The sequence below is a fragment of the Streptomyces albus subsp. albus genome, from assembly GCF_000719865.1.
Lineage (GTDB): Bacteria > Actinomycetota > Actinomycetes > Streptomycetales > Streptomycetaceae > Streptomyces > Streptomyces albus_E.
The window spans coordinates 166,129-181,721 of record NZ_JOID01000004.1; the positions used below are offsets into that span (position 1 = coordinate 166,129).

The 15,593-nt window shown below is 73.0% G+C and carries 7 protein-coding genes; 4 read left to right on the forward strand and 3 right to left on the reverse strand.

The window, feature by feature from the left end:
• Window positions 1–181 precede the first annotated feature (181 nt).
• The 4 genes from pheS to IF83_RS0105355 all read left to right on the forward strand — a co-directional run bounded on the left by pheS (window position 182) and on the right by IF83_RS0105355 (window position 7,959).
• Window positions 182–1,228: a phenylalanine--tRNA ligase subunit alpha gene (pheS, locus tag IF83_RS0105335; protein WP_078843181.1), complete on the forward strand. Its 1,047-nt coding sequence runs from the start codon at window positions 182–184 to the stop codon at window positions 1,226–1,228.
• Window positions 1,219–3,312 (forward strand): phenylalanine--tRNA ligase beta subunit-related protein, encoded by a 2,094-nt coding sequence (locus IF83_RS0105340; protein ID WP_030542853.1) that lies wholly within the window; start codon window positions 1,219–1,221, stop codon window positions 3,310–3,312. Before pheS ends, IF83_RS0105340 begins: the two co-directional genes overlap by 10 nt.
• Before the next feature lie 73 nt (window positions 3,313–3,385).
• Complete coding sequence (gene pepN / locus IF83_RS0105345; protein ID WP_030542854.1) at window positions 3,386–6,028, forward strand: aminopeptidase N; 2,643 nt, start codon at window positions 3,386–3,388, stop codon at window positions 6,026–6,028.
• Between the two features lie 872 nt (window positions 6,029–6,900).
• Window positions 6,901–7,959 carry a vWA domain-containing protein gene (locus tag IF83_RS0105355; RefSeq protein WP_030542855.1) on the forward strand — a complete coding sequence of 353 codons (1,059 nt, stop codon included), beginning with the start codon at window positions 6,901–6,903 and terminating at the stop codon, window positions 7,957–7,959.
• Between the two features lie 167 nt (window positions 7,960–8,126).
• Here the strand turns inward: IF83_RS0105355 and IF83_RS0105360 are convergent, their stop codons facing one another.
• The 3 genes from IF83_RS0105360 to IF83_RS0105370 all read right to left on the reverse strand — a co-directional run bounded on the left by IF83_RS0105360 (window position 8,127) and on the right by IF83_RS0105370 (window position 15,545).
• Complete coding sequence (locus tag IF83_RS0105360; RefSeq protein WP_030542856.1) at window positions 8,127–9,173, reverse strand: alpha/beta hydrolase; 1,047 nt, start codon at window positions 9,171–9,173, stop codon at window positions 8,127–8,129.
• A 97-nt stretch (window positions 9,174–9,270) separates the two neighbouring features.
• Window positions 9,271–13,626: a type I polyketide synthase gene (locus IF83_RS0105365; protein WP_030542857.1), complete on the reverse strand. Its 4,356-nt coding sequence runs from the start codon at window positions 13,624–13,626 to the stop codon at window positions 9,271–9,273.
• A complete protein-coding gene (locus IF83_RS0105370; RefSeq protein WP_078843182.1) occupies window positions 13,623–15,545 on the reverse strand; it encodes a fatty acyl-AMP ligase in 1,923 nt (640 codons plus the stop codon). The genes IF83_RS0105365 and IF83_RS0105370 overlap by 4 nt, the downstream gene beginning before the upstream one ends.
• Window positions 15,546–15,593: the final 48 nt, after the last annotated feature.

The window sequence follows — 15,593 nt, forward strand, 5'->3', positions numbered from 1 at the left end:
AGGGGCCGCCCGCCCCGGGCGGCGGCCCCTCCGCTCCACGGAACGTCTGACGGGTGCGCCGGATCAACCGGCGGGCGGTGTCCGGCCTTTGGTCGGCCGGGGGATCGATTGCCCGCCTGCGCTAGAGTGCTTGGCCGTGTACGGAAAGTTACAGCGATTCGGCCATCGCGAGGAGTGGGGAATGGAAGTCTCCCAATTGGAGAAGACGGCGAGCAGTGCGGCATCGGAGATTGCCGCACTGACCGATGCCGGGGAACTGGAAAAGCATCGGGTGAAATGGCTCGGCGGCAAGGGACTGGTGCGCCGGGCCCGCGCCTCCATCAAGCAGTACGAGGGCGAGGAACGCATCGAGTTCGCCCGTCGCGTGAACCGCGTCGCGGAGGAGATCACCCGCGTCCTGGAGGACGCCGCCGAGCGCATCGCCGCCGAGGCCACCGCCCGCCGGATCGCCGAGGACTGGATCGACCCGTCGCTTCCCTCCACCGCCCCGCGGCGCGGTGCGCTGCACCCGGTACGCGTGGTCGAGCTGCGCTGCGTGGAGATCATGGGCCGGCTCGGCTTCGAGCAGGCCGAGGGGCCCGAAGTGGAGACCAGCTACTTCAACTTCGACGCCCTGAACATCCCGCGCGATCACCCGGCCCGGGACATGCAGGACACCTTCTGGGTCGACGAGCAGCGCCTGCTGCGCACCCACACCACCAGCGTCCAGGCCCGGGTCCTCGCCCGGGCCGGGGGGAAGCCCGTCAAGGTGGTGGTGGCCGGACGCGTGTACCGGAACGAGGCGGTGGACGCCACCCACCTGGCGATGTTCCACCAGCTCGACGGATTCTGGGTGGACCGGGGACTGACCTTCGCCCATTTCAAGGGAGTCGCCGTTCATCTGGCCCGGGAGCTCTATGGCGAACGCCGGGTCAGGTTGAAGCCGAAGTCCTACCCCTATACGGAGCCTTCCGTGGGAATCGACGTGGAATGCGGATTGTGCCGCGGCGGCGGATGTTCCGCCTGCCACGACTCCGGCTGGGTCACCATCATGGGTGCGGGAATGATTCACCGTAATGTTCTGCAGGAGTTCGGATACGACCCGGAGGAGTTCTCCGGATTCGCCTTCGGCTGGGGACTGTCGCGCATGACGACCCAGATGTACGGCCTTTCGAAACTGCGCCCCATCTACCGCGGTGACCTGCGCCTGCTGCGTGCCCTGGACGGGAGGCCCGCGCTGTGCGTGTGAGTCTCGCCCTGCTGCGCCGCCACCGCCCCCAACTCCCGGCCTCCGCCCGCTCCGCGTGCGAGGTGCTGGAGGACGTCGGCATCGAGGTCAAACGCCTCCAAGAGACCGCCCAGGGCGACGTGGTCACCCTGGAACTGCTCGCCAACCGGGGCGACCATCACTGCTATGCGGGCATCGCCCGGGAGCTCGGCGGCCGGTTCGAGGTCCCCACCCCCCTGCCGCCACTGGCGCCGCTGACCGCGGACGAGTCCGCCGCCCCGGTCGTGGACACCCCCACATGCCTGGCGTTCGGCGTGGCCCGCTGCGCCCTGGCCGAGGGCGACGGCGCCCGGCTGCCCGACGAGTGGGCGGACGCCCTGCGGCTGAACGACGAGTACACCGGCCTCCTCCCCGTCGACGCCGGCAACCTCGTCGGCCGCGAGATCGGCCAGCCGCTGCATGTCTACGACGCCGACCGGCTGGCCGGCCCCCTGCGGGTGCGCCCGTCCGCGGAGGGCGAGACGGTCCTGCTCCTCGACGCCGACGCGCCGGTCGCGATCCCGGCCGGGCTGACGGTCGTGGCCGACGACGAGGGCATCGTGGCGGTCGCCGGCGTCATGGGCGCCCGCCGCGCCGCCGTCACCGAGTCCACCCGCCGCCTCCTCGTGGAGTCGGCGCTGTTCGACCCGGTCGCCGTCCGCAGGGCCGCCCGCGCGCTGAACCGCCAGACCGCCGCCGCCACCCGCTTCGAGCGCGGCGGCGACCCGGACCTGGTCCGGGCGGGTGCGGCCCGCGCGGTGGCGCTGCTCGACGAGTGGGGCGCGCTGGCCCCGGACTCGCCCCGCACCTGGGCCGAGGCCGCCTGCCCGCCGGATGCCCGGCTCGCGCACCGGGAGATCAGGCTGGACCTCGACTCCCTCGACGTGTACTACGCGGTCCCGTTCGACCCCGCGGCCGTCGAGCGGCGGCTGACCTGCCTCGGCTTCTCCGTGCGGAAGGACGACGAGGAGGACCGGGTGCTGCGGGTCCGGGTCCCGGGCCACCGTCTGTGGGACGTCTTCAACCCCGAGTGCCTGTACGAGGAGATCGGCCGGATGTGGAGCTTCGACAGCTTCCCCGCCGTCCTCCCGGAGACGGGCGGCGGCAAGGCCCCGACGCCCAGCCAGCGGACGCGGACGGCACTGGAGCAGGTGCTCGTCGGCTACGGCTTCTTCGAGGTGATCACGGACGGCTTCTACAGCCGTACCGCGCACGAGCGGCTGGGCGTCTCCGCCGGGTCGCCGCTGGCCCGCCACGTGGAGCTGCGCAACGCCATCGACCGCAACTTCTCCCTGCTGAAGAACAACGCCCTGCTCCAAGGGCTCGACATCGCGGACTACAACCAGCGGCGCAGCCTGACCTGCGGCAAGTACTTCGAGTTCACCCACCTCTTCGAGGCGGTCGGCGCCGACGACCACCGCGAGCGGCCCGTCCTGTGGGGCATGCTGTGGGGCGAGGAGACGCACGGGGCATGGCAGAACGGGGGCCAGGGCTTCGACTTCTGGTACCTGAAAGGCGTCCTGGAGGAGATGGCCCACGCCTGCGGCTCCCGGCTCGGGTTCCGGCGGGCCTCCGAGGAGTCGTCGCCCATGGCGGAGCTGATGCACCCCACCCGCTTCACCCACCTCCTCGTCGACGGACGCGAGGCCGGACTGTGCGGCGAGGTCCACCCGTCGGTGACCGCCAACTGGAAGCTGCGCACGGACCGGGTCCTGTACTTCGAACTGGACTGGACGGCCCTGGCCGCGGCCTCGGGCACGGCCTCCGCCGAGCCGGCCGCCGACATGCCCGAGTACCCGCTGCTGCGGCGCGACGTCGCCTTCCATCTGCCGGTCGGCCTGACGACCGACGAGGTGCGCGAGGAGATGGAGGCCGTCTGCCCGCTGGAGCTGGCGTGGGCCCGTGTCACCGATCTCTACGAGAAAGGGGATGTCCGGGCCCACACCTTCGAGCTGGCCTTCGAAAACGACAACACGGTCACGGCCGAACGGGTCAACAACGCCATGAGCGCCATCACTGCGCACGTCCTCGGCACCTTCCAGGAGCGAGGCGTCTACCAGCGGTAATGCCATCCCTGGCGCGGTGGACCACCACCACGGTGGCCACCGCGCCGGGCCGGACCACGAGACAGGACACACGGTGAGCAAGACCAGCGACCACCCCGCCCTCGTCCGCCGGCGTGACTACCGGCCGCCCGCCTACCTGGTCGAGAGCATCGATCTGACCTTCGAGCTCGATCCCGCCCGCACCCGCGTCACCGCGCGCACCGTGCTCCTGCCCCGGAGGACGGACGGCGAGTCGGAGCCCCTCCGCCTGGACGGCTGTGATCTGAACCTGGAGTCGGTCCACCTGAACGGACGGGAGCCGGGCCCCGGAGACCTCGCCCTCGACGCCGGCGGGCTGACCCTCCCGCCCCAGAGCGGACGAACCGTCCTCGACGTCGTGACCGTGCTGGAGCCCAAGGCCAACACCGCCCTCACCGGCCTCTACGCCTCCGGCGGGACCCTGCTCACGCAGTGCGAACCGGAAGGGTTCCGCCGCATCACCTACTACCCGGACCGGCCCGACGTCCTGGCCGCCTACACCTGCAAGCTGATAGCCGACGAGGAGCAGTTCCCCGTCCTGCTGTCCAACGGCGACCGCCGGGACTCGGGCCGTCTGGCCGACGGCCGCCACTGGGTCACCTGGGCCGACCCCCACCCCAAGCCGAGCTATCTGTTCGCGCTGGTCGCCGGCCGCCTGGGCCACCTGGAGGGCTCCTACCGCACCCGGTCCGGACGCGACGTCACGGTGCGGGTGTACGCGCAGGAGAGCGCGCTGCCCCGCTGCGCCCACGCCCTCGCGGCGGTCGGGAAGGCCATGGCCTGGGACGAGGAGAAGTTCGGTCTCGAGTACGACCTCGACACGTACACGCTGGTCAGCGTGGACGACTTCAACATGGGCGCCATGGAGAACAAGGGGCTGAACATCTTCAACAGCCTCTACGTCCAGGTGGATCCCGAGACCGCGACCGACGACGACTTCGCCGCGGTCGACACCGTCGTCGCACACGAGTACTTCCACAACTGGACGGGCAACCGGGTCACGTGCCGGGACATGTTCCAGCTGTCCCTCAAGGAGGGCCTGGCCGTCTACCGGGACGAGCGGTTCTCGGGGGACCTGCGCAGTCCGGGCGTCCAGCGGGTGCGCGACGTCCGCGCCCTGCGCGAGCGGCAGTTCACCGAGGACGCCGGACCACAGGCCCACCCCGTGCGCCCGGACGAGTACCGGGAGATCAGCAACTTCTACACCTGGACCGTCTACAAGAAGGGCTCCGAGGTCATCCGGATGCTCCACACCCTCTTCGGAGAGGAGGGGTTCCGCCGGGGTCTGCGGCTCTACCTGAGTCGGCACGACGGACAGGCGGCGACGTGCGACCAGTTCGTCGAGGCCATGGCCGAGGCCAACGACGCGGACCTGACGCAGTTCATGCGCTGGTACAGCCAGGCCGGCACCCCGGTCCTGGACGTTGAACCGGAGTACGACGCCGAGGCCCGCACGTACACGCTGGTCGTGCGCCAGTCGTGTCCCCCCACCCCGAAGCAGCCGGAGAAGGAGCCGCTGCACATCCCCCTGGCCGTCGCGCTGCTGGGTCCGGACGGCCGCCGCGTGCCGCTCCGTCTCGCGCACGAGGACGCCCCGGCGGGTACCGAGCGGGTCTTCGAGCTGCGGCAGCCGGTCACCACGCTCACGTTCGCCGATGTCCCGGCCCGGCCCGTGCCGTCCCTGCTGCGCGGCTTCTCCGCGCCGGTGCGGGTGCGGGCGCCCCTGACCGGCGGGGAACGGATTCTGCTCGCCGCGCACGACGACGATCCCTTCGTACGCTGGGAGTCTCTCCACTCCTACGTCACCGAGCTGCTCCTCGAGCGCTACCGCGCCGGCGGCGCGGAACCGGTGCCGCTGCCCTCCGCGTTCACGGACGCCCTGGCGCGCCTGCTGGGCCCCGGGGGCCCGGAGCCGGCGGCGGCCGCGCTGATGCTGGAACTCCCCGGGTTCGACGCGCTGTTCGGTGCCCTCGACCAGGTCGATCCGGTCCGCTTGGCCGATGTGGTGCGGACCACCCGTGCGGAGCTGGCCCGGACGCTGCACGGACCGCTGCTGGAGTGCTACCGCAGGCTGGACGACGGCCGCCCCTACGTGTTCGACGCGGAGCAGTCCGGCCGGCGCGCGCTGAAGAACATGTGCCTGTCCTACCTGGCCGAGCTGGACACCTCCGAGGTGGCCGGGCTGCTGCACCGGCAGTACGCGGAGGCGGACAACATGACCGACCGGATGGCGGCGCTCACGGCGCTGGCCGACCGCGCCGATGGCGACGCCGTCCTGGAGGAGTTCGGCCGGCGGTGGCGGGACCATCCGCTGGTGCTGGACAAGTGGTTCACCGTCCATGCCAGGAGCCGCCGCCCCGACACGCTGGGGCGGGTCCGGCGGCTGATGGACCACCCGATGTTCTCCGCCGCCAACCCCAACCGGGTCGGAGCGCTGATCATCGCCTTCTGCTTCGAGAACCCCCTGGGTTTCCACGCCGCCGACGGTTCCGGCTATGCCTTCGCCGCCGAGCAGATCCTCGGCATCGACGCCGTCAACCCGCAAGTGGCGGCGCGTCTCGCGGGATGCTTCAACTCATGGCGGGCACTGGACCCGTCCCGACGCGAGGAAGTCCTGCGAACGTTGCGGTCCCTCGAAAGATTCGAAGGTTTGTCCGCGAAGACCTCGGAAATTTTGGGTAACGCCCTGTCGGCGTGATGGTGTTTCCGAAAAGCCATTCTTGAGTTACCGCATTCGGGTGACTTACCATCGGGGTCGCCTGAGTTCTCGGGGGGAACCGCAGGCCGACCACATTCTGAAGTGAATCCGTATCGCTTCTACGGGGGGATCGATGACTTCGTCACAGGCATGCCCAATTTCCGAGGACGACCTCAAGCTGCTGAATTTGTTGGTGACTTACCCGAGCGATGAGCCCATAGCGCGCCATCTGGACGTCAGTGTCCGGACGGTGCGGCGGAGAATAGCCCGCATCATCGAGGTGCTGGGCGTTCAGAACCGCTTCGCCGCCGGAGTCGCCGCGGCCCAACTCGGGTGGGTCTCCTGCGTGCCGTCGGTGCGCCGGCCGGGGCCGGAGAAGGTCTGGATGTTCCCCACGACTCCCCCTCCTCCGGGTGGCCGGTTATCTCCGGCCGGACCCGGGAGTTACGAGTCGTCTCGCCGTGAGGACATGGCCGGAATCTCCGCGCCGGTGTACTGAGGAGCGGAGTCCGCGCGACTCCGGAGCCGTGCGGCGCGGACCGGAACCGGAATGCGGGACAACCCTTGGCGTTCGGCTCCTCCTCGCATGAACCGGAGGCAGACGAAAGGCGGGAAAGCGGGGCCGTGCTCCGAGATACGGCTCCGCCGACCGTGATGCCCATTTCCGGGCCTCCGCCAGGCCTGCTGCCTCCTCGCCGTCAGTCCGGGCCGACGTGACGTCGGTGAACCGGCGCTCGGATCGCGTCGCCGTTCCCGGGCCGGCCGGGGAGGGGCCGGGCCACGGCCACCGGGACCGGGCACCGGCGGCGATGTCAGTGCCCCCTCCTAGAGTTCAAGCACTACTCGGAGAGCAGCGGAGGGGGAGCGGAAGCGTGTCCGCCAAGAAGATCCAGCACAAGGTGAACCACGTCGCGCTGGTCGTGGACTGTTCGGGTTCGATGTATCAGCACCAGAGTCAGCTCATCCGTGTGGTGGACGAGTTCGTGGCCGGTCTCAAGGCCGAGTCGGACAGTCTCGGGCACGAGACGCGGATCAGCCTCTACTCCTTCGACCACCGGGTGGAGAACCTGGTCTGGGACATGGACGTGAAGCATCTGCCCTCCATGCGGGGTCTGTACAAGGTCAACAACGGTGCCACGGCGCTCATCGAGGCGTCGCTGAAGTCGCTGGACGACCTGGGGCACATCTGGGAGGAGTACGGCGAGCACAGCTTCCTCCAGATCGTGGTGACGGACGGCGAGGAGAACGCCTCCGGCGGCGACCGGCGGCACGACGGTGACATGACCATCCTGGGCCCCTGGCTCGACAGGATCACGGCGAAGATGGGCTCGCTTCCGGGCCACTGGACGTCCGCGATCCTCGTCCCGAACTCCCTGGCGAAGCGCACCGCGCAGAACTACGGTTTCCCGGCCGGCAACATCGCCATCTGGGACGCGGACTCCCACGAGGGCGTCGAGGAGGCGATCGGCACCGTGCGTGCCGCCGCCACCAGCTTCCTCCGGGGCCGCGAGCAGGGCGTGCGCGGCACGAAGAACCTGTTCGCCGTCGGCCAGGACATATCGGTGGACGAGGTGCGGGCGACCCTCGAACCGATACCGGCCGACCGGTACCGGCTCCTCAAGGTGGACAAGGAGATGGAGATCCGGCCCTTCGTCGACTCGCATCCGGGCGTCAAGTACGAACGCGGCGCCTGCTACTACCAGTTGGGTGCCCGGGCCCTGGTGCAGCCCAACAAGGAAGTCGTCGTGGTCGAGAAGGACACCGACCGTGCCTACACGGGCGAGGCGGCGCGCAGTCTGCTCTTCGGCACGGGCATCCAGGGGACCGTCTCCGTGAAGGCCGGGAACAACCCCAAGCTGGAGGTGTACGTGCAGAGCCGCTCGGTGAACCGGAAGCTCAAGCCGCAGACCCGGCTGCTCATCATGCTGTGATCCCGGGAGGGCGATGCCGGGCGGGCGGCGGTGGCCCGGGGTGCGTGGCGCTCACCGCCCGGGGGGAACGGTGCCGGCGTTCTCCGTGCCGTCCGGGTGGGTGACGCCCGCCCGCAGAGGGGGGTGCGGGCGGGCGGCGGTCGGCGGGCGGTGCGCGGCGGCTCGGGTCAGGACGGCGGCAGGCCGAGGCCGGCGGCGAGTACGGGCCAGGAGGCCTTGAACTCCCGCTGCCAGTACGGCCAGGCGTGCGAGCCGCCGGAGTACAGGTGTGTCTCGGCGGGGATCCCCAGCCACTCAAGCCGCTTCGTGAACCCCTTCGCCTGGAGCCACAGGGTCCCTTCGAGGAGCGCCCCCTCCAGGTTGCCGAAGTCGGTGTTCGGTATCCCGCTGCCCTGCGAGACGTACAGCCGGGTACCGGCCAACTGCCGTGCCTGGGCGGCCGGGTTGTGCTGGTTCCAGAGCCGTCTCTGGAGCAGGGGACTGCCCCAGAGGGTCAAGGGCGGCTGCGACTCCCGGGCCACGATCGCGTTGAGCACCGCCGGCATGCCGGGCGCCGTGGTGTCGACGATGCCGCTGTACGAGGCGGCGGCGCCGAACGCCCCCGGGCGCCGCGCGGCGAAGGCCAGCGCCCCGTACCCGCCCGTGGACACGCCCGCGACGGCGCGCGTGCCGCTCGCCCGGTAGCGCAGCTTCAGCAGCTCCATCACCTCCTCGACCTGGAACGTCTCGTAGTCCGGCGCCGAGGAACGGCCGTAGTTCCACCAGGCGGTCGGGATCCCGGTCGGCCCCGACGACGGCATGACGGCGATGACGTCCTTGTCCGCCAGGAATTCCTCGACGTCGGTCTCCCTGGTCCAGGACGTGTAGTCGTCGTGCGCGCCCTGCAGGAGATAGAGCACCGGCCAGGTGCGGTCCGGCTCGGTCTCGAAGCCGGCGGGCAGCACCACCCTGACGGGCAGTGTCGTGCCGACCGCCGGGGAGTCGACCATCAGATCGAGCGTCCGCGCGTCGAGCCGGCGCTCGGAGACGATGCGCGCGCCGGACGCCGCGGCCGTGGTCGTGGCCCGGGAGAAGCCGGACGCCGTCGGCGCGCCGGCCATCGCTCCCGCGGCGCTCAGGGCGTCCGTGGCGAGCAGGGCGGTGCCGGCGGTCAGCGCGGCCAGCGTTCTGAGCGGGCGGCGCGTGCGCCGGTGCCGTGGTGATGGTCGTGACATGGAGGGCCTCGTTTCGGAGAACGGAGGGGGAGAGCCGCCGGCGGCCGGGTCGGATGCCGGGGCGGACGCCGGGGCGGACGCAGGGCCGGACGCCCCGTCAGGCGGGCGGGAGGTCGCGCACGAGCAGCTCCGCCAGCGTGTCGACGACCGGCGGGTCGAGCAGGGACAGATGGTGGCCGGGCAGCGGCGCCACGGTCAGATCGGAGCAGAACGCGTCCCAGCCCAGCGCCTCGTCGTCCCGCTCGTACCGGGCGTCCCGCACCGTGTGCGGCGCCGGTTCGGTCGCCCGGTACAGCAGCGTCCGGCCCGCGTACGGACCGGGGGTGTGCCGTTCCGCGCTGCGCAGATCCAGGTACGACGCGCGCTGGTGCGCCAGTACGGCGGCGGGCAGTTCCACCGTCTGCTCCAGCGTCTTGAGCACCAGGTCGACCTGCCCGGTGTCGTCCAGGAGGGCCAGCTCCCCGTAGGGCAGGGCCAGCGGCCGCCCGTACGTTTTCTCGACGAACGCCGCGAAGCCCTCGAAGCGGCGCCGCGCCTCCTCGGCCGGCGTCTCACCGACGGGCGCGGGCAGCGGCAGCACCGAATCCAGCAGGACCAGTGCGGCGACCGTGCCGTCGGCGGACAGCAGCCGGGCGGCCTCCTGGGCCAGCAGACCTCCGTAGGACCAGCCGCCCAGCAGCCACGGTCCCTCCGGGCGCGCCTCCCGGACACGCGCGGCGAACTCGGCCGCCCGCTCCGTCACGTCCTCCGGCTCGGACAGCCGGTCGAAACCGAGCACCGGGCGGCTGCCCGCCATGCGCTCCGCGAGACGCCCGTACACATCCGCCGATCCGCCCGCCGCATGGGCGAGGAAGAGCGGCGCCCCGGTGCCGGAAACGGCGGGGCCGGCGGGAACGGCGTGGACGGCGGGGAAGGTGCGGAGCCGGCCCGGCACGCCGGCGGTGGCACGCGCCCCGGCCGGGGCCGCCGTGTGGTCCGGCGTTCCGTCGCCGAGCCGCGGCAGCAGGCCGGACACCTCCCGCAGCGTTCCCTGCCGGAGCAGCGCCGCGGCCTCCAGGACCGTGCCGAACTCCCGTTCCACCGCCGCCCGTACGCGGACCGCGGACAGGGAGTCCAGCCCGAGGTCGGTCAGCGGGGCGTCGGGATCGACCCGGTCCTCGCTGTACCCCATGACGTCGGCGACGCAGCGCCGCAGCCGGTCGACCGCGGAGACTCCGCGCGGCAGAGGCGCGCGGTCCGTCGCCACCGGCGCACGTCCGGGCGCTTCCCCGGCCCAGAACCGGACATGGCGCCAGCGCGCGGAGGGGACGTCGACGATCCGGCCCTCCGGGTTCAGCGTCTCGCGCGGCGCCGTCACCGGGACCCCGCGCACCAGCAGCCGGGCGAGGGAGGAGCGGAACGCGAGCGCGTCGTCCGTCCCCCTGCTCAGCGTGGGCAGCACCAGCACGTCCGCGGTCCCGGCGCCCTGTCGGGTGCCCGGTCCAGCTCCCTGTCGGGTATCCGGCCCGGCGCCCGGTACGGCATGGTGTCCGGCACCCGGCCCGGCATCCGCCCCGCCCAGCGCCTCCCTCAGCGTCTCCGTCAGCGGATGCAGCTGCGTCGGGTGCGGCGAGACCTCGATGAACACCCGGTGGCCGTCCTCCGCAGCCGCCCGCACTGCCTGGGCGAACCTGACCGGCCGGCGCAGGTTGGCCACCCAGTATTCCGCGTCGCAGGGGGCGTCCGAGCGCGGGTCGTCCAGGACGGTGGTGTAGCGGCGGAGGCGGGCGCCGGTGTGCGGCACGGTGCCGAGCTCCCGCGCGAGCGGCCCGAGGAGCGGGTCGACGGCGGACGAGTGACCGGCCACGGTGACGGGCAGCGGACGGGCGAACCCGCCCGCCGCCGTGACCCGGGCGATGAGGCCGTCCACGTCCTCGGCCGAGCCGGTGACCACGCTCTGCACGGGTGAGGCGTGCACCGCGACCCGCAGGGAGGGCAGCTCCCCGGCCGGTACGCCGAGGGCGTCGCCCGGCCGGTCCACCACGGCCATCGCGCCGCCCGTCAGGCCCGCCAGCAGCCGGGACCGGACCGCGACGACGCGCGCGCCGGTCGCCTCGTCCAGCGCGCCCGACACCACGGCCGCCGCCACCTCGCCCAGCGAGTGCCCGATCACGGCCGCGGGCTCCACCCCGTACGCGCGCCACAGCTCGGCGAGCGCCACCTGCACGGCGTAGAGGACGGGCATCGCCACGTCCGGCGTGGTCAGTCCGGCCTCCGGCCGCAGCAGGGCGTGCAGGTCGAGCCCGGCGTGCTCGGCCAGCAGCGCGGCCATCCGGTCGACGGCCGCCGCGAACACCGGTTCCGTGGACAGCAGTCCGCGGGCCATGCCGGGCCACTGCGAGCCGTAGCCCGAGAACACCCACACCGGTCCCCGCCCGCCCGGCGGCGCGCCGCTGCCGGTGTGCAGGCGCGGGTCGGGATCCCCGGACGCGTAGCGGGTCAGCGCCGCGACGACGTCCTCCCTGCCCCGCGCCACCACGGCGGCCCGGTGACGGCCCCGGCCCGTGCGGCCCGCCAGGGTGCGGGCCACGTCCGCCGGGCGCACGGCACGGCTGCCGGGCGCGGCGAGCCACGCGGCCAGTTCGCCCGCGTGGGCGCGCACCCGGTCCTCGGACGGGCCGTCGAGGAGGAGGACGACGGGCCGTTCCCCGCGCGCCCCGCGCGCCCCCTCCGCCCCCGGCCCTGCTTGCGGCTCCTGTACCGCTCGCACGCCCTGCGTCTCCCGGACCTCCGGCACCGCCCGCACCGCCCGCACCGCCTGCACCGCTCGCACCGGCGGCCGCCGGCGCTGCCGGTGTTCGGTGAGGACGACGTGGGCGTTGGTGCCGCCGAAGCCGAACGCGGAGACCCCCGCGGTGGCCGTGCCCGAGTAGCGGGGCCACGGCTCTGGCCCGGTCACCACCCGCAGACCGAGCGCCTCCGGGTCGGCGTGCGGCCCGGGCTCCGAGAAGTGCAGCTGGCCGGGGATCTCACCGTGGTGCAGGGCCAGGACGGTCTTGATGAGGCCCGCGATCCCCGCGGCCGCCTCCAGATGGCCCAGATTGGTCTTGGCCGATCCGACGAGCAGCGGCTGGTCGGCCGGCCGGCCGGACCCCGCGCCGAGCACATGGCCCAGCGCGCCCGCCTCGATCGGATCGCCGAGCGCCGTGCCGGTCCCGTGCGCCTCCACGTAGTCCACCGTCGCGGGCGCGGTGTGCGCCCCGGCCAGCAGCGCGCGCTGCGCCCGCGCGCTGGGCGCGGTGAGCCCGTTGGACCGGCCGTCGGAATTGACCCCGGTGGAGCGGATCACCGCCAGCACCCGGTCCCCGTCACGCTCCGCGTCCGCGAGCCGCTTCAGGACGACGACACCGCAGCCCTCGCCCCGGACGATCCCGTTCGCCCCCGCGTCGAACGCCTTGCAGCGGCCGTCGGGCGCCAGGGCGCCCGCCCGCTGCAGACCCAGCGTGACGTGGGGGGAGAGCAGCAGGTTGACGCCCGCCGCCAGTGCCGTGTCGCTCTCGCCCCGCGCCAGGCTGCGCACCGCGTGGTGCACGGCGACCAGCGAGGACGAGCAGGCCGTGTCGACGGACAGGCTCGGCCCGCGCAGGTCCAGCAGATACGACAGCCGGCCGGCGGCGACGCCGAGCGCGGACCCCGGAACGGTCCACGCGTCCACCGATGCCGGGGCCGCGGTGGTGAGGTGGGCGTACTCGTTGCCGCTGATCCCGAGGAAGACCCCGGTGCGGGTCCCGGCGAGGGAGGCGGCGGGGAGCGCCGCGTGGTCCAGGGCCTCCCGGGCCACCTCCAGGAGGATCCGCTGCTGCGGGTCCATGGCCGTGGCCTCGGCGGAGCCGATGCCGAAGAACTCCGCGTCGAAGCCCGCGACCCCGTCCGTGCCGGTGGCCGGGGCGCCGCCGGGGTCCGGGCCGTCGAGGAAGGCGCCGTGCCGGCTGATGTCCGGGGGCAGGGCGCCGCCGTCGCCCACGAACGAGGCCCAGCGTCCCTCGGGCACGGTGCCGACCGCGTCGCGGCCCTCCGTCAGCAACTGCCAATAGGCGTCCGGGGAGTCGGCGCCGCCGGGGAACCTGCACCCGAGACCGATCACGGCGACCGGTTCGTCCCCGGAGGTGCCCCCGGCGGCCGGTTCGTTCCCGGGCTGGGGCGTGGCTTTCGCCGCGGCGGCGGGAACGGTGTCCGGCTCCCCGTCCGTCATCCGCTCCAGCAGCGTGCCGATCGTCGGGGTGTCCCACAGCAGCGTGGGGGGCAGGCGCCGGTTCGTCTTCTCGCCGATCAGGGCGGTGAGCGCGACGGCGTCCCGGGAGGTCAGCCCGAGTTCGGCCAGCGGGCGGTCGTCCGTGATCTCGTCGGGCCGGCAGCCGTACCAGCGGCACAGCTGCTCCACGATGACGGTGCGGAGGCGGTCGGTGTCGGTCATCGGGCACCGCCCTCTCCGGCGCCGGACACCGGCGGAGAGCCCGCGAGGGAGTCAACGGCGCAGTCCACGGGGGAGCCCGCGGGGGAGCCGGCGGCGGCGTCCGCGGCGGAGTTCACGGGAGAGTCCGGGCCGAAGCCCGCCGCGGAGCCCGTTCCCGGGCCCGTCGCGCCGAAGCCCCCGTCGAGGAACCGCGCGCGGCTCGCCGCCCGCGCCACCTTGCCGCTGGTCGTACGGGGCACGGAGCCCGGTGGCACGAGCAGCAGCCGGTCCAGCCGCAGCCCGTGCCGGGCGGAGACGGCGGCGCGCGCCGTGCGCTCGGCCGAGCGCCGCTCGGCGTCCGACGGTTCGGCGCCCCGGCGGTGCTCCGCCACGACGACGACCTCGTCGGCCGTGTCGTCGCCGCGCGGAACGCAGAACGCGGCCAGCCGGTCCCGGCGCACCGCGTCCACGGCGGACTGCACCGACTCCTCGACGTCCTGCGGATAGTGGTTGCGGCCGTCCACCACGATGAGGTCCTTGAGCCGCCCGGTGACGAGCAGCCGGCCGGCGTGCACCGCGCCCAGGTCACCGGTGCGCAGCCAGCCGCCGTCCTCCTCCCGCCCCGCGCCCGCGCCCATGTCCGTCCCCGCGCCGAAGGTCTCGGCGGACAGACCGGCGCGCTTCCAGTACCCGAGACCGATGTTCGGGCCGCGCAACTGGATCTCGCCGACGCGGTCGGGTCCGAGCACCTCGCCGCCCGGCGGACCGGCGATGCGCAGCTCCTGTCCGGCGGGGGTCCCGCACGAGACGAGGCGGGTCACCGCCCCGTCGCCGGGCCCGCGGACCTCGATCCGCCCGTCGGCGAGGGCCTCCGGGTCGCACACCACGGTGGTCGGTGCCTGCTCCCTCGTGTCCGTCGTGACGAACACGGTGGCTTCGGCCAGGCCGTAGGCCGGGCAGTGCGCGGCCGGTGACAGACCGGCCGGCGCGAACGCCCGCTCGAAGCGTTCGACGGTCGCGCTCCGCACCGGTTCGCTGCCGTTGATGAGCACGGCGACCCGGTCCAGCCGCAGTTCGGCGAGCTGCTCCTCCGAGGTCCGCGTCACGCAGTAGTCGTACGCGAAGTTGGGGGCGGCGCTGATCGTCCCCGGATACGAACCGAGCAGCCGCAGCCAGCGGACCGGGTCCTCCAGGAACGCCACGGGGTCCATGAGCACGGACGGGAATCCGCCCACCACGGGGGCGGCGACGCTGAGCACGAGGCCCATGTCGTGGAAGAGGGGAAGCCAGCCGACGGTCGTACTGGACGCGGGATCCGCACCGAAGGCGTCGATCGCCTGCCGGGCGTTGGCCACGACATTGGCATGGCTGATCATGACTCCGGCCGGATTCCGGGTCGATCCGGAGGTGTACTGCAGATACGCGATGTCCTCCGGGACGGGACGGAAACCGGGGGCGGCGGCGGGAGCGTTCCGGCCGGCCGGCTCGTCCACGCGCACCACCGGCAGCCGGGGGAGGCCCTGGGCGCCGGTGAAGTCCGCGATCCGCGGGGCGGTCGCGGCGTCGGAGAGCGCGCAGACGGGCTCGCAGTCCTCCAGGACGGCCGCCAGCCGCCCTTCGTGGCCCGGGAGTTCGGGGCTGAACATCGGTACGGCGATCACCCCCGCGTACAGGCAGCCGAGGAACGCGGCCGTGTAGTCGATGCCCTGCGGCAGCAGCAGCGCGGCACGGTCTCCCGGGCGGGCCACCGCCGCGAGCCGGCCGGCCACCGCGCGGGCGCGGGTGTCGAGCGCCCGCCAGCCCAGCGTGTGATGCCGCCCGGCGGACGAGGCCTGGGGGAAGTCCACGAAGGTGACGGCGCGCCGGTTCGGAAACCGGTCGGACCAGTGCCGCAGATGGTCGGTCAGCAGAGGGCCGGTGAGGGGCTGAGATCGGGTCATGACAGCTCCACCTGATCGAGGTCGGGGGAAGGAACGGGGCCCGGGAAC